Genomic DNA, 15305 nt, shown 5'->3' with positions numbered 1-15305 from the left:
ACTTCTCAGTCCCCCATGGGAGAGGGCCCTCACGGCACGTCAACTGCCCGGTAGCATCCCGTGATGATCGGCAGCACGACGCCGTGATGGCCGGCCGACCCAGTCAGTACCCCAATTGAGGATCTCGATGACATCCATACCGGAGGCGCTGTTGTGGTGCCTCAGCGCAGGTACGGCCGCCGCCGTGGTCCTGGCGGCGCTCTCGATCCGCGCGCGCGGACAGCGCGCCGGCCTGAGAACGCGCCTGTCCGCCGCTGAGGAACAGAACAGCGCCACGCTCCACAGCAATACGGAGCTGTCGGCCCGGCTGCGCGCCACCGAGGCCGAGATCCGGCACCTGGCCGGTACCCGGCTCCCCGACCTGACGCTGGCGCTGGCCCACCCCCATGTGCCGGTACCGGGGCTCAAGGACGCCCGGTTCGCCGGGACGGAGACCGACCACGCGCTGAGCGCCGTACTGGAACAGGTCAGCGACGCGATCACCAAGGAGCGGTCGCGCGTCGACGCCGCCGCGCAGTCCACCCTCCGCGGCGCGACCACCACCATCCAGGCGCTGCTCTACCAGCTCCAGACGGCGCTTCAGGAGATGCAGCACCGCTACGACGACCCGAGCGTCGCCCAGGACCTGCTGAACGCCGACTTCCTCAACGAGCAGGCGCTGCGGCGTATCCAGGCCACCGGTGTCGTCTGCGGCGCCTGGCCGGGACTCACCCGGGAGGACTCCTACCTCGCCGAGCTGGTCGTCGGCGCCACCTCCCGGCTGCGCGGCTACGAGCGGGTGCAGGTCAGCAACCAGCTGCGCGACCCGGTCGCCGTCGTGGCGCGGGCCGTGGAGCCGATCGCGATCGTGGTGACCGAGCTGCTGGCCAACGCGCTGCACCACTCGCACCGTGAACTGCCCGTCACCATCACCCTTCAGCAGGGCAACCGCGGCGCCTCGGTCATCGTCGACGACTACGGCGTCGGTATGCACGACGACGAGATCAAGGCCGCGATGGAGCTGCTGTCGGGTGACGACAGCCTGCTGCTCACCCAGCTCGGCGACCCGCCGCGGTCCGGTTTCGCGGCGGCCGGCCAGCTGGTGCGCCAGTACGGCTTCGGGGTGCATGTCGAGCCGTCGCCGTACGGCGGCGTCCGTGCGGTCGTGTACATCCCGGGTGACCCCCTTCTCACCGTCCTCGACGAGAGCACCCAGCCGATGTCCGTGATGGCCCCCCTGCCGCACCGTTCCGGGATGCCGGAACGGTCCCGCTCCGCGCTGCCGACCGGCGCCACGACGCCGCCCCCGGCGGCCTCCGCACCCGCCGCGTCCCCCGCGCCCGCCGCGCCGTCCGCCGCCTCCTACGAGGCGCCCGCCCAGCCGGCCGAAGGCGAGCTGCCGCGCCGGCGCCGCCGTAAGCCCGTCTCCGAACTCGACGAAAGTGCCGAGCGCACCGACTCGCTTCCCCCGCGCTCCCCGGAGGAGACCGGATCCCGTTGGGCCGCGCTCCAGCGCGGTACCGAATCCGGCCGGGCAGCCGCCCAGTCAGAACCCCCTCGCAGTCCCGAAGGGAACGCTCAGTCATGAACAGCCCCACCCGCCGCCGCGTCGCCGAGGACAAGTCCTGGGTGCTGGCGCCCCTCCTGGAGTTGCCGCATGTTATTCACGCCGCCGTCATCTCCGGCGACGGATTCATCGAGGGCGCCTCGCCGGGCCTCAAGCGTGACTCCGCCGAGGGTGTCGCCGCGATGATGTCCGCGCTCCAGGGCGCGGGACGTGCCGTGACCGCGGCGTTCGCCGAGAAGGACGACACCAGGCTGCGGCAGACCGTGATCGAGTCCGATGAAGGCTTCGTCTTCGCGATACCGGCCGGCGAGAACACCTGCCTTGCCGTCTTCGCCGGCCCGGAGGTGAATATGGGCGTCGTCGCCCACCACATGCAGGTCCAGGTGACGACGCTGGGCAACAAGGTCATGAACAGCCGGGCCCGGGACCTCGGTAACCCGGCATGACCCCGCGCCAGAGCAGCGGCAGGCGCCTCGTTCCGGCCTATCTGGCGACCGGGGGACGCGCCCAGCCCAGCCGCAACACCTTGGACCGGCTCACCCTGCTGCACGGCGTGGGGATGCCGATCACCAGTGAGGTACGCCCGGAGGAGCACCGCATCCTGGAGCTCCTGGAGCCCGGGGCGCTGTCTCTGGCGGAGGTCGCCGCCCACCTTCACCTGCCGGTGAGCGTGGTGAAGGTGCTGGTGGCCGACCTTGTCGATGCCGGGCGACTGCACGCCCGTGTCCCCATTCCCGAAGCCGAGCAATTCGACCGACAGATCCTGGAGAGGGTTCTCGATGGACTCCGCTCTCTCAAGTCCTAGCCCCGGCACCGGCGCGAGCACCGGCAACATGTACCTCTCCGGCGAGAACCAGACGCTGGTCAAGCTCCTGGTAGCGGGGCCGTTCGGGGTCGGCAAGACCACGCTCATCCGTGCGCTGTCCGAAACCCCGCCGCTGCACACCGAAGAGGTCATGACCCAGACCGGCGCGATCGTCGACGATCTCGCCGGCGTCCGGGAGAAGACCACCACCACCGTCGCCATCGACTTCGGGCGGCTGACCCTGCCGGGGGACCTGGTGCTGTACCTGTTCGGCACCCCCGGGCAGAAACGGTTCCGTCCCCTGTGGCAGGACATCGCCCGCGGCGCACTGGGCGCCCTCGTCCTCGCCGACACCCGTCGGCTGGCGGACTCCTTCGAGGTGATGGACATCGTCGAGGAGGCCGGGCTGCGCTACGCGGTCGCGGTCAACACCTTCCCCGACGCGCCCCAGTACGACGTCGAGAAGCTGCGCGAGGCGCTCGATCTGCACCCCGAGACGCCGCTGGTGCTGTGTGACGCCCGCGACCGGGAGCAGTCCGTCGATGCGCTGATCGCGCTCGTCGGGCATGTCCTGGCCCACACCCCCGAGGAGAACCCGAACCCGTGACTTCCCCGCACCAGCCGGGAGCCGCACCGCCACCGGGCTGCCCGGCGCACGCCGCCACCCCGTACCAGCAGGCACCGGCCCAGCCCGACGCACAGACGCCGGTGAAGCTCTACGGACCGGACTTCGCCGCCGACCCGCACCGCTTCTACGCCGAGTTGCGGCAGTACGGTGCGCTGGCGCCGGTCGAGATCGCGCCGGAGGTGACCGCGATGCTGGTCACCGACTACCGGGCGGCCCTCGACCTGCTGCACGACGACGCCACCTGGTCCAAGGACTCCCGGGAGTGGATGACGACCGTCCCGGCGGACACGCCGGTCATGCCGATGCTGATGTGGCGCCCCAACGTCTTCTGGACCGACGGGCCGGCGCACGTCCGCTACCGGGACGTCATCGTCGACAGCTTCCGGCTCGTCGAGCCGCACGAGCTGCGCGCCCGCGTCACCCACGCCGCGGACACCCTGATCCAGCGCTTCGGTGCGCACGGCGAGGTCGATCTGATCGCCGACTATGCGCGGCTGATCCCGCTGCTGATGTTCAACAACCTCTTCGGGATGCCCGACTCCTACAGCGACCGGCTCATCGAGGCCATCGCGGGGATGCTGGACGGCACCTCCCCCGAGGAGGCCGCGGCCGCCAACGAGGCGTACACCAACTACATCATGGAGCTCGTCGGCTCGAAGAAGGCCGAGCGGGGGCTGGACCTCACCTCCTGGTTCATGGACCACCCCAATGCGCTCAACGACGAGGAGCTGATCCACAACATCATCCTCACGATGGGCGCGGGCAACGAGCCGCTCGCCAACCTCATCGGCAACGCGCTGTCGCGGATGCTCTCCGACGACCGCTACTACAACACCCTCTCCGGCGGCGCGCTGACCGCGCACGACGCCATCAACGAGGTGCTGTGGAACGACCCGCCGCTGACCAACTACTCCGCGCACTTCCCGGTCCGTGACGTCTTCTTCCACGGCACCTGGGTGCGCAAGGGGCAGCTGGTGATGGTGTCGTACGCGGCCGCCAACAGCCAGTTCGACACCGGGGCACCGGGCTCGGGCGGCGGTTCGCACCTCGCCTGGGCGGCCGGCCCGCACGCCTGCCCCGTGAAGCGGCATGCGCTGCTGATCGCCACCACGGCGATCGAGCGGCTCACCGCATGGCTCTCCGACATCGAACTCGCCGTGGACGCCCGCGAGTTGCAGTGGCGCAACGGCGCCTTCCACCGGGCTCTGGCCGCGCTCCCGGCCCGTTTCACCCCGATCACCCCCGACCAGGCAGGAGCCACTCCATGGCACAACAGGGACAGCAGCCCTACGTCATCGACCCGGTCGGAAGCGACATCCACGGAGAGGCAGCCCGCCTCCGCGCACTAGGCCCGGCGACGCGGACCGAGCTCCCCGGCGGCATCGAGGCCTGGTCGGTCACCAGCCACACCCTCCTCAAGCAGCTGCTGACCGACGACCGGGTTTCCAAGAACCCGCGGGAGCACTGGCCCCTGTGGCAGCGCGAGGAGATCCGCAGCAGCTGGCTCCAGTCCTGGATCGGCGTCACGAACATGTTCACCGCGTACGGCGCCGACCACCGGCGGCTGCGCAAGCTGATCGCCCCGGCGTTCACGGCCCGCCGCACCGACGCCATGCTCCCGCGCGTGGAGGCCATCACCACGGCCCTCCTGGACGACCTGGCCGCGCACCCCGCGGGCGAGCCCGTGGACCTGCGCGCCCGTTTCAACCATCCGCTGCCCATGCAGGTCATCTGCGAGCTGTTCGGCTTCCCCGAGGGCGAGCAGCGCGCCGAACTCGCCCGCCTCGTCGCGGCCATCATGGACACCACGGCCACCCCGGAGCAGGCCGGTGCGACCGCCGCTGCCGTCCATGCGCTGCTGTCCGGCCTGGTCGCAGCCAAGCGCGAGAACCCGGCCGACGACCTGACGAGCCTCCTGGTCTCCGCGCGGGACGACGAGGGCGAGCGGATGACCGAGCAGGAGCTGCTCGACACCCTCCTCCTCGTCATCGGGGCCGGCCACGAGACCACCGTCGACCTCCTCGGCAACGCCGTGCACGCCCTGCTCACCCACCCCGAGCAGCTGAAGACGGTGCTCTCGGGCGAGGTCCCCTGGAACGACGTCATCGAGGAGACGCTGCGCTGGGCTCCCAGCATCGCCGCCCTCCCCCTCCGCTTCGCGGTGGCGGACATCGACCTCCCGGGCGGCCCCACCATCCGCAAGGGCGAGGCGATCCTCCCGGCGTACGCCGCGGCCGGCCGTGACTCCGCGTTCCACGGCGAGACGGCCGCGGAGTTCAACATCCGGCGCACCCGCCAGGAGCACCTCGCCTTCGGCCACGGCGTCCACCACTGCCTGGGCGCCCCGCTGGCCCGTATGGAGGCCCGGATCGCCCTCCCGGCTCTCTTCGCCCGCTTCCCCGATCTCCAACTGGCCGTGCCATCAGGTGAGTTGGAGCCCACGGGAGGCTTCATATCGGGCGGCCTGCGCAGCCTGCCGGTGCGCCTGACGTCGGGCTGAACCGGCCCGTCCGCGCGCGGAACACGACCCCGTCACCCTGCTGTGGTGGCGGGGTCTTTCCGACGCCCGCGCCGGGTCTGTCCGACGCCCGCGCCGCCTGCGCGTCCCGGGGCCGGTCACGCAGGTGCCGACGCGTCCAGCCGGCCGGACCATACCCTCAGGACGGGGTACGCGCCGCCGCCAGCAACCGGTTCGTGTCGGCGGGGCGGAGCATGAGCGCGCCGCCGACCGTGCTCAGCACCTCGCGCTCCGCGGGCGTGTAGGAACCGTCGGCGAGAGCGATGCGCGCGCCCTGGAGGAGGAGCAGTTCGCGGCCGGCGGGGGCGAGATGGGGGGCGAGCGGTTCCAGCGCCTCATGGAGCTCTATGGCCAGTGCGGTGCCGCACGGGTCCAGGCCCTGGTGGCCGCAGTGGCCGCCGGTCACCGCGTCGTAGGTGCCGGTCAGCCGGCCCGTGTCGGCGGCTAGGGCGGCGAGCAGGGTCAGCAGTTCGTCCTCGGAGCAGTCCGCGAAGCCGGCCGCACGCACCGTGTCGACGGCGGTCTCGCGGACCGCGCGGGAGGAGGTGCCGCCGGCGGCCAGCAGGGCGAGGGTGACGGTGTGGACGGCGTCCCTGAGCATCGCGGAGAAGCGGACGGTGGTCGGGTGGTCGAGGGCGTCCGGGCCGAAGTGGCCGCGGCAGGCGGAACACTCCAGGACCGGGCCGGCGGCGCCGCGGGAGAGGAGCGGGAGGCCGAGGACGGTGAGGCGGCGGCGGCCGGTCCTGCGGAGGTAGTTGCGGTCCCCGCCGCAGTCCGGGCAGAAGAACTCGCCGTCGGCGACGGTACGCCAGGACGTGCGCACGCCCATCACACACATCTTGTGCATCACGTCAGCCCTCCATAGCCCTAAGGGCAGGGGAGGTAACCCCATGGCCCCATCGCCGTATGGGACGTGATGTTAGCCACATGCATGATGCGACGTCAGCACCTCGTACCGGACAACTGGCCGATTGACGAAGGACCCTGCCCGCCCCGGAGGGGGCGGGCAGGCCCGGCGGCCGCCCCGAGGGGGCCCGGCCGCCGCCCGTCGGCCGAGGTCACCGGCCGTACGGGGTCAGCAACGGTCCGATGGCATCAGCCTCGCGGGGACGTCAACAGCCCGGGAGGCGTACTCCGGCCGTGGTGGAGGACCTTGGCCACTTCCCGCGCCTGGTTGTCCAGTCCGCGGGCGTTGGGGTGGACCAGGGTGCAGGCCTCGCCGGTGCCGGGGATGTCGTTGCACAGTTCCGTCGGCGGGTCGGTCTGGTCGCCGTCACCGGTGAGGTTGTCCCTGATCCCGTACATCCACTTCGTCTCGCCGCTCCGGCAGACGCCGTGGCCCACGCTGGGCCCGTAGGTGTCGGCATAGGTCGCGTTCTGGTGTCCTGCGTGCCGGTGCAGCAGGTCGTTCAGGCGCCGCTCGACCCCGTCCAGCCAGGGCATATCGCCCTTCTTGACGCTGCCGAGCTGGTTCCAGTGCAGGAAGGTGCAGCCGGAGCTGTCCGGGACGATGGCCGGATAGCCGACGACGGCGACCTTGGCGCGCGGCGCGGCCGCGTGGATCGCCGTCATCATGCGGCCGAAGTCGGCGTCGAGCCGGTCGAAGCGGTCCTGCAGCCAGTCCGCCCCCGCCCCGCTGCCGGTGTAGTGGTCGGTACAGGGCTTGGTCTTCAGGGGCTGGGTGAGCCCGAGTTCGAGGCACTTGGCCAGGATGTCCCCGAAGCCGAGGGAGTTGCCGCCGATGCCGACGGTGACGAAGTCGGTGTCCGCGGACAGGGCCTCCAGCTGCGGGGGCAGCTCGGGCCAGCCCCCCTCGGGCGGGACCGTCGGCGGTCCGAGGATCTTGTCGGACGGCTGGGGCTCCAGAATCCCGTCGACGACCTCGGCCGCTCCGCAGGTCACATCCCTGAGCCGGTAGCCGAACCGCTCCGCAACCTGGTGGGGGTAGTTGCGGTACGAGCGGCCACAGCCGTCCTCGGCGTCCCAGGGGCGGACGAACACGCCGGCACTGTACGAGTCGCCGAGCGCGACATACTCCGGGCGGTCGGCCGCTCGGGCCGGTGCCGCGGTCGTCGCCGGCGCGAGGGCCGACGCCACCACGGCAAGGGCGGCGGCTCCGGCCAGAGCCAGCCGGGAGAGTGCGGGCATGCGAAATCTGGTCATCTGCACGTCCTTGATGTGCGCGCCGCGGCCTGTCCGACCGGCGCTCATCACCAAAAGTACCAATGGGATTACGCAGAGTGACTTGCGCGGACTTCAAACCCCACCTTCAGGTGGCGGCACCGCACAACGGCGCGCCCCCGCGGCTCGTACGAGCTACGGGGGCGCGACGGGAGGCGTCTGCCGGGTCAGCGACCCGCGCGGTTGACGGCGGAGACGACGGCCTTCAGCGAGGCGCGCGTGGTGTTGGCATCGATGCCGATGCCCCACAGCACCTTGTCGCCGATCGCGCACTCGATGTACGAGGCGGCCAGCGCGGAGGCGCCTTCGCTCATGGTGTGCTCCTGGTAGTCCAGCAGCCGCGCGTCGACGCCGATGCCCTGGAGCGCGTGGAAGAACGCGGAGATCGGGCCGTTGCCGGTGCCGACCAGGACCGTCTCCGCACCGTCCACCTCGGCCTCGACGGTGAGGGTGTCGATGCCGTCCTTGTCGGTGGTGGTCTGGCCGTTCTTGACCTGGATGCGGCCCCACGGGTTCTCGGGGTTGGGCAGGTACTCGTCCTGGAAGGCCGACCAGATGGCGGTGGGCGTGATCTCGCCGCCTTCGGCGTCGGTCTTCTCCTGGATAATCCGGGAGAACTCGATCTGCATCCGGCGCGGCAGGTCCAGCTTGTGGTCGTTCTTCAGGACGTAGGCGATACCGCCCTTGCCGGACTGCGAGTTGACGCGGATGACGGCCTCGTAGGAGCGGCCGACGTCCTTGGGGTCGATGGGCAGGTACGGGACCGCCCACTCGATGTCGTCCACGCTCTTGCCGGCGGCGGTGGCCTCGGCCTCCATGGCGTCGAAGCCCTTCTTGATGGCGTCCTGGTGGGAGCCGGAGAAGGCGGTGTAGACCAGATCGCCCGCGTAGGGGTGGCGCGGGTGGATCTCCATCTGGTTGCAGTACTCGCTCGTGCGACGGATCTCGTCGATCTGCGAGAAGTCGATCTGCGGGTCGACGCCCTGGGAGAAGAGGTTCATGCCCAGCGTCACCAGGTCGACATTGCCGGTGCGCTCGCCCTGCCCGAACAGGCAGCCCTCGATACGGTCGGCGCCCGCCATGATCGCCAGCTCGGCGGCGGCGACGGCGGTGCCCCGGTCGTTGTGCGGGTGCACGGACAGGCATACGTGCTCGCGCCGGGTCAGGTGGCGCGACATCCACTCGAAGCGGTCCGCGTGCGTGGACGGCGTGGAGCGCTCGACGGTGGCGGGCAGGTTCAGGATGATCTCGCGGCCCTCCTCGGGCTGCCAGACGTCACACACCGCCTCACAGACCTCCAGCGCGAAGTCCAGCTCGGTGTCGGTGAAGATCTCCGGGCTGTACTGGTAGCCGAAGATCGTCTCGTCGCCCAGGATCTTGTCGGCGTACTCCATGACCAGCCGGGTGCCGTCCACGGCGATCTGCTTGACCTGCTCCTTCGAGCCGCGGAAGACGACCCGGCGGAAGGTGGGCGCGGTGGCGTTGTACAGGTGGACCGTGGCGCGGTGGGCGCCGCGCAGCGACTCGATGGTGCGCTCGATCAGCTCCTCGCGGGCCTGCGTCAGGACGGAGATCGTCACGTCCTCGGGGATCGCGCCCTCTTCGATGATCGAGCGGACGAACGCGAAGTCCGTCTCACCGGAGGACGGGAACCCGACCTCGATCTCCTTGTAGCCCATGCGCACCAGCAGATCGAACATCTCGCGCTTGCGGGCCGGCGACATCGGGTCGATCAGCGCCTGGTTGCCGTCCCGCAGGTCGGTCGACAGCCAGCGGGGCGCGACGGTGATGCGGTTGTCCGGCCACGTCCGGTCGGGGATGTCGACGGCTTCGTAGCGGCCGTAGCGGTGGACGGGCATCCCGGAGGGCCGCTGGAGCTGCGTCGCGTTGGTGACCGGGGTGGGCCGGCCGACGGCACGGTCTGCGGGGGTCGACGGATTCGTCATGGTGCGTGGGGCTCCTCGTGTGTCCGCTGGGGGTCCCCCTGCTCCGGGGAGTCAGGGAGAGGCCGACGGGGCGAAAGATCGCAACACCGAACTCCGCGGGGAGGGGGTCGGCCTACGACTACAGGCCCTCGCCGCGGCAGCTAAGGAGAAGCAGCCCGAAACGCATGATGCACAGCACCTTAGCCGAGGTACGCCCTGCATGGCGGTCGCGTATCAGTATGCGGGACCGGACGCATGTTGTGACCCAAATGCGACCAACCACACTTTTTCGGGAATTTAGTCCGCAGGCAGTGACAGTTGAGTTACACAGTGCCACCGTTTGTCCATGGACCTCAACGACGCACCGTCAGATCCCGCCACCCGCCACACCCCCGTGTTCTGCACGATCATCCCGCCGCACATCCTCGACAACCTCGCCCAGTCCGACGACCCGGAACGGCACGAGCCCGCCCGCCGCACCCTGGAGCACGACCACGTACGGCGCGTCCAGCGGCGCGAGATCGCCGCCGCCGGCGGCCTCACCCCCGGCGAGCCCGGCGCCGCCGCCGACAAGCCCAACCGCACCATCTACGACGCCCGCCACCAGGAGGACCTGCCCGGTCACAAGGTGCGTACGGAGTCGGACGGCCCCGTCAAGGACACCTCCGTCAACCGCGCCCACGCCGGCCTCGGCGCCACCTTCGAGCTCTACCTCAAGGTCTACGGCCGCAAGTCCATCGACGGCGCCGGCCTGCCGCTCAACGCGACCGTCCACTATGGCCGGAAGTACGACAACGCCTTCTGGGACGGCGAGCGGATGGTCTTCGGCGACGGCGACAACGACCTCTTCAAGGACTTCACCATCCCCGTCGACGTCATCGGCCACGAGCTGACCCACGGCGTCACGCAGTACACCGCCAACCTCACCTACGAGGGCCAGCCCGGCGCCCTCAACGAGTCCGTCTCCGATGTCTTCGGCGTGCTGATCAAGCAGTACGCCCTCGGGCACACCGCCGCCCAGGCCGACTGGCTGATCGGCGCCGACCTCCTGGGCCCGAACGTCACCGGCAAGGCGCTGCGCTCGATGAAGGCCCCCGGCACCGCCTACGACGACGACGTCCTCGGCAAGGACCCGCAGCCCGCCACGATGAAGGACTACGCCCGCACGACCGACGACAACGGCGGCGTCCACATCAACTCCGGTATCCCCAACCACGCCTTCTACCTGGCCGCCACCGCCCTCGGCGGCAAGGCCTGGGAGCGGGCGGGACAGGTCTGGTACGACGTCCTGACCGGCGGCAAGCTCACCGCGAACGCCCAGTTCGCCGACTTCGCCGCCCTCACCATCAAGGCCGCCCAGGCCCGCTTCGGCGCCGGCGCCGAGCACGAGGCGATGGTCAAGGCCTGGACGCAGGTCGGAGTGACCCCGAAGTAGCGGCGCCACGAGGTCCGCGGGGCGGGCGCTGCCGGCAGGCGCGCCCGCCCCGCGCACGGTTAGCTTGGCCGTACGGGGTAGAAGTCCGTCGGAGACGTCGGAGGAGTCCGTTATGCGCATTCACATTCACCGCACCGGTGGCTTTGCGGGCGTCGACCGCCGCGCCGAGGTCGACACCTCGGGCCGCCCTGACGCCGAAGACTGGCAGTCCCTGGCCAAGGACGCCGTCGCCACCGCCCGCACCGAGCCCCCCGTCGGAGTGCCGGACGGCTTCAGCTACCAGATCACGGTCGACGGCCGGACGGTGTACTGCTCCGATCCGCGGCTCACGGACGAGCAGCGGACACTGATCACCAAGGTCATGAAGGAAGGGTCGTAGCGGCCGGGGCGCCCTCGCGCGCCCCACCGCCCGCTGGATCCGGGGTTCCGGCCTGCCCCAACTGCCCGCCGATGCCCGCCTCTTGACACTGTTACCGGCGGTCACAAAGATCCGGCCCATGACAACGGTGCCGGTCTCCCCCCTGTCCCTGCCCCGCTTCCCCCGCGACTTCCTCTGGGGGGTGTCCACATCCGCCGCCCAGATCGAGGGGGCGGTGGCGGACGACGGGCGGGGACGGTCCGTGTGGGATGTCTTCGCGGCGGAAGCCGGGCGGATCAAGGACGGTTCGGACGCCCGGGTGGCGACCGACCACTACCACCGCTACCGCGAGGACGTGGCGCTGATCGAGGAGCTCGGGGCCGGGGCGTACCGCTTCTCGGTGGCCTGGCCGCGGGTGGTGCCGGACGGGGACGGGCCGGTCAACGGGGCCGGGCTGGACTTCTACGACCGGCTGGTGGACGCCTTGCTGGCGGCGGGGATCGCGCCCGTGCCGACGCTGTTCCACTGGGATACGCCGCAGGCGCTGGAGGAGCGCGGCGGCTGGCTCGTACGGGAGACCGCCGAGCGCTTCGCGGCGTATGCGGACGTGGTGGCGGGGCGGCTCGGGGACCGGGTGGAGCACTGGATCACGCTCAACGAGCCCGCCGAGGTGACCTTGCTGGGTTACGGGCTGGGGCAGCATGCCCCGGGGCGGCAGCTTCTGTTCGAGGCACTGCCGGCGGCGCACCATCAGCTGCTGGGCCACGGGCTGGCCGTGCAGGCGCTGCGGGCCCGTGGGGCGACGGACATCGGGATCGCCAACTCGCACGGCCCGACGTGGAGCGCGAGTGCGTCGGAGGCGGACACCGAGGCGGCCGGTCTCTACGACCTGCTGCTCAACCGGCTGTTCGCGGAGCCGGTGCTGCTGGGACGCTATCCGGACGAGGAACTGGCGGCGCTGCTGCCGGGGCCGGTCGCCGAAGACCTGAAGGTCATCTCACAGCCGCTGGACCGGTACGGGATCAACTACTACCAGCCGACGCTGGTGGGTGCCCCCGGGGCGGACGGTGCCGGGGCGGCCGACTTCGGCGGGATCCGGCTGCCGCCCGAACTCCCCTTCGCGCCACTAGAGATCGAGGGGTATCCGCGGACCGATTTCGGCTGGCCGGTGGTGCCGGAGGCGCTGACCGAGCTGCTGGTGACGTTCCGGGAACGCTACGGGGACCGGCTGCCGCCCGTCGTGATCACCGAGAACGGCTGCTCGTACGAGGGGATCGAGGACGGGGAGCGGATCGCGTTCCTGGACGGGCATCTGCGGGCGCTGCATACGGCAATGGAGTCCGGGGTCGATGTCCGCGGGTACTTCGTGTGGTCGTTGACGGACAACTTCGAGTGGGCGGAGGGGTATGCGCGGCGGTTCGGTCTGGTGCATGTCGACTACGCGACCTTGGAGCGGACACCCAAGGCCTCGTACCACTGGCTGCGGGATGTGCTGCGGGAGCAGGCCCGGGGATGAGCGGGGCCGCGGCTCCGGAAGCGCTGACGGAGCCGTCGGAGCAGGTCGGGCGGGGCTGGACCGCCGCGCTGTCGGTGGCCAACGGGGCGATCTGGGCCGGGTGGTACGGGCCGTTGCAGATACTGCTCGCCCTGCAGGCCGCGGAGCTTGCGCCGCCGGGGACACCGAAGGAGTCGGTGCTGGCGTGGGTGACGGGGACGGGGGCCGTCGTCTCGATGGTGTCCAGCCCGCTGTTCGGGGCGCTGTCGGACCGTACGACCTCGCGGTTCGGGCGGCGTACGCCGTGGATCGTCGCGGGGGTCGCGGGCGGGGCCGGCGCGCTCGTGCTGCTGGCCGGGGCGGACACGGTGCCGGTGATGGCGCTGGGGTGGTGTCTGGTGCAGCTCACCCTCAACGCGGCGTTCGCGGCGCTCACGGCGGCGGTGCCCGACCGGGTGCCGCACCGGCAGCGCGGGGCGGTGGGCGGCTGGCTGGGGGCCGCTCAGATCCTGGGGGTGCTGGCCGGTACGGGCCTGGCGACGGCCGCCGGCGGAGTGGCCGCGGGCTATCTCGCCTGCGCCGGTTTCGCGGTGCTGGGCACCCTGCCGTACGTGCTGCTGCACCGGGATCCGGTGCTGCCGGCCGAGCGGCGCCCGGCGCTGAGCGTACGTGCCCTGGTCGCCGGGTTCTGGATCAGCCCGCGCCGCCATCCCGACCTGGGGTGGGCCTGGCTGACCCGGTTCCTGATCAATCTCGGCAACGCGCTGGCCCTGCTGTATTTGCTGTACTACCTGCGGGATGTGCTGCACCGGCCTGACCCCGGCGGCGGGGTGCTGGTGCTGACCGCCGTCAACGGCGTGACGCTGCTGGGCACGGTCGTCGTCGGGGGCTTCTGGTCGGACCGGGTCGGGCGGCGGCAGCCGTTCGTGCTGTGGTCCGGGGTGATCATGACGGTGGCGACCGGGCTGCTGGCCGGATGGCAGACCTGGGCGGGGGCCCTGTGCGCCGCGGCACTGCTCGGGGTGGGGTTCGGCGTCTTCACCTCCGTCGACTTCGCGCTGATGACGGATGTACTGCCGGCCGCCGCCCACCGCGGCAAGGACCTGGGCGTCATCAACATCGCCAACTCGCTGCCGCAGGTGGCCGCCCCCGCGCTGGCCGCGCCGCTCGTGCACCACCTCGGCGGCTACCGGACGCTGTATGCCGTCGCGGCCGCGGTGGGGCTGGTGGGGGCGCTGCTGGTGCGCAGGATCCGGGGTGTGCCGTAGGCCGGTGTCCCCGCCTGGGCCGCGCACCGGCCGACGGGGCCGGGAGGGAAGCGGGGCCGGGAGGGAGCCGGGGCCGGGCTCAGAAGCCCAGCTTGCGCAGCTGCTTCGGGTCGCGCTGCCAGTCCTTGGCGACCTTGACGTGCAGATCCAGGAAGACCGGCGTGCCGAGCAGTGCCTCGATGTGCTTGCGGGACTTGGTGCCGACCTCCTTCAGGCGCTTGCCCTTGGGGCCGATGATGATCCCCTTCTGGCTGGGGCGCTCGATGTAGACATTCGCGTGGATGTCCAGGAGGGGCTTGTCGGCCGGGCGGTCCTCGCGCGGGAGCATCTCCTCGACGACCACCGCGATGGAGTGCGGCAGTTCGTCGCGGACGCCCTCCAGCGCGGCCTCGCGGATCAGCTCGCCGACCATGACCTGCTCGGGCTCGTCGGTGAGATCGCCCTCGGGGTAGAGCGGCGGGCTCTCCGGGAGCATCGGCACGAGGAGGTCGGCGAGGAGCGACACCTGGGTGTCGCCGACCGCCGAGACCGGGATGATCTCGGCCCACTCGATGCCCAGCTCCTGGCCGAGCTGGTCGATGGCGATCAGCTGGGCGGCCAGCGCCTTGGAGTCGACCAGGTCGGTCTTGGTGACGATGGCGACCTTGGGGGTCTTCTTGATGCCGGCCAGCTCGGTCGCGATGTAGCGGTCGCCGGGGCCGAGCTTCTGGTCGGCGGGCAGACAGAAACCGATGACGTCCACCTCGGACCAGGTGGTCCGGACGACGTCGTTCAGCCGCTCGCCGAGCAGAGTGCGCGGCTTGTGCAGGCCCGGGGTGTCGACGAGGACCAGCTGCGCCTCGGGGCGGTGCACGATGCCGCGGACCGTATGGCGGGTGGTCTGGGGGCGGTTGGAGGTGATCGCCACCTTCGTGCCGACGAGAGCGTTCGTGAGGGTGGACTTGCCCGCGTTGGGGCGCCCCACGAAGCAGGCGAAGCCGGCGCGGTGCGCTGCGGAGGACTCTGTACGAACGCTCATGGGGCCCATTCTCCCCGATCCCGGGCCCGGCTCCGACCACCCGCGCCCCGGAGCGCCCCGGCCCGGCCCGGTGGTCCGGCCCGCGGCCGGAGCCAGGGGGACGCAAGGGCAGGGGCCGGACGGCAGGG

General features: G+C 71.1%; 14 protein-coding genes. 10 read left to right on the top strand and 4 right to left on the bottom strand.

Going from position 1 to position 15305, the window contains the following annotated elements; genetic code table 11:
• Positions 1-127: 127 nt before the first annotated feature.
• From IF67_RS0110885 to IF67_RS0110860, 6 genes are read left to right on the top strand one after another with little or no spacing between them, the layout of a single operon-like run.
• Positions 128-1567 (top strand): ATP-binding protein, encoded by a 1440-nt coding sequence (locus tag IF67_RS0110885; protein WP_030984524.1) that lies wholly within the window; start codon positions 128-130, stop codon positions 1565-1567.
• Positions 1564-1992: a roadblock/LC7 domain-containing protein gene (locus tag IF67_RS0110880; RefSeq protein ID WP_030085185.1), complete on the top strand. Its 429-nt coding sequence runs from the start codon at positions 1564-1566 to the stop codon at positions 1990-1992. Before IF67_RS0110885 ends, IF67_RS0110880 begins: the two co-directional genes overlap by 4 nt.
• Complete coding sequence (locus IF67_RS0110875) at positions 1989-2351, top strand: DUF742 domain-containing protein (protein WP_030085183.1); 363 nt, start codon at positions 1989-1991, stop codon at positions 2349-2351. Before IF67_RS0110880 ends, IF67_RS0110875 begins: the two co-directional genes overlap by 4 nt.
• A 28-nt stretch (positions 2352-2379) precedes the next feature.
• Positions 2380-2958, top strand: a complete 579-nt coding sequence (locus IF67_RS0110870) for a GTP-binding protein (RefSeq protein WP_078889372.1) — start codon at positions 2380-2382, stop codon at positions 2956-2958.
• Positions 2955-4328 (top strand): cytochrome P450, encoded by a 1374-nt coding sequence (locus IF67_RS0110865; protein ID WP_037839150.1) that lies wholly within the window; start codon positions 2955-2957, stop codon positions 4326-4328. Before IF67_RS0110870 ends, IF67_RS0110865 begins: the two co-directional genes overlap by 4 nt.
• On the top strand, positions 4244-5479 hold the full coding sequence (locus IF67_RS0110860; RefSeq protein WP_030984522.1) for a cytochrome P450 family protein: 1236 nt from the start codon (positions 4244-4246) through the stop codon (positions 5477-5479). The genes IF67_RS0110865 and IF67_RS0110860 overlap by 85 nt, the downstream gene beginning before the upstream one ends.
• Before the next feature lie 157 nt (positions 5480-5636).
• On the opposite strand, the gene IF67_RS0110855 is transcribed toward IF67_RS0110860, so the two are convergent.
• The 3 genes from IF67_RS0110855 to leuA form a co-directional block, all read right to left on the bottom strand.
• Entirely contained in the window at positions 5637-6344 is a 708-nt protein-coding gene (locus IF67_RS0110855) for a TerB family tellurite resistance protein (protein ID WP_030984520.1), read from the bottom strand.
• A gap of 248 nt (positions 6345-6592) precedes the next feature.
• Positions 6593-7660 carry an SGNH/GDSL hydrolase family protein gene (locus IF67_RS0110850; RefSeq protein WP_234341048.1) on the bottom strand — a complete coding sequence of 356 codons (1068 nt, stop codon included), beginning with the start codon at positions 7658-7660 and terminating at the stop codon, positions 6593-6595.
• Positions 7661-7845: 185 nt separating this feature from the next.
• Positions 7846-9624, bottom strand: a complete 1779-nt coding sequence (gene leuA, locus IF67_RS0110845) for a 2-isopropylmalate synthase (protein ID WP_030984516.1) — start codon at positions 9622-9624, stop codon at positions 7846-7848.
• A gap of 325 nt (positions 9625-9949) precedes the next feature.
• Between leuA and IF67_RS0110840 the strand changes: the two genes are divergently transcribed.
• The 4 genes from IF67_RS0110840 (at position 9950) to IF67_RS0110825 (ending at position 14159) form a co-directional block, all read left to right on the top strand.
• Entirely contained in the window at positions 9950-11038 is a 1089-nt protein-coding gene (locus IF67_RS0110840) for a M4 family metallopeptidase (protein WP_051817877.1), read from the top strand.
• Positions 11039-11150: 112 nt separating this feature from the next.
• Entirely contained in the window at positions 11151-11417 is a 267-nt protein-coding gene (locus tag IF67_RS0110835) for a protealysin inhibitor emfourin (RefSeq protein WP_030085165.1), read from the top strand.
• Between the two features lie 118 nt (positions 11418-11535).
• Positions 11536-12912 (top strand): GH1 family beta-glucosidase, encoded by a 1377-nt coding sequence (locus IF67_RS0110830; RefSeq protein WP_030984512.1) that lies wholly within the window; start codon positions 11536-11538, stop codon positions 12910-12912.
• The gene (locus IF67_RS0110825; protein ID WP_030984509.1) at positions 12909-14159 is read left to right on the top strand and encodes an MFS transporter; all 1251 of its coding nucleotides are present in this window, start codon (positions 12909-12911) and stop codon (positions 14157-14159) included. Before IF67_RS0110830 ends, IF67_RS0110825 begins: the two co-directional genes overlap by 4 nt.
• Positions 14160-14238: 79 nt before the next feature.
• On the opposite strand, the gene era is transcribed toward IF67_RS0110825, so the two are convergent.
• Complete coding sequence (gene era / locus IF67_RS0110820; protein ID WP_400846956.1) at positions 14239-15186, bottom strand: GTPase Era; 948 nt, start codon at positions 15184-15186, stop codon at positions 14239-14241.
• Between the last annotated feature and the right edge of the window lie 119 nt (positions 15187-15305).

Source organism: Streptomyces sp. NRRL S-1813 (genome assembly GCF_000719605.1).
GTDB classification, from domain to species: domain Bacteria; phylum Actinomycetota; class Actinomycetes; order Streptomycetales; family Streptomycetaceae; genus Streptomyces; species Streptomyces decoyicus.
The sequence above is the reverse complement of the archived record's forward strand: the minus strand, read 5'-3'. Positions and strand labels throughout refer to the sequence as shown.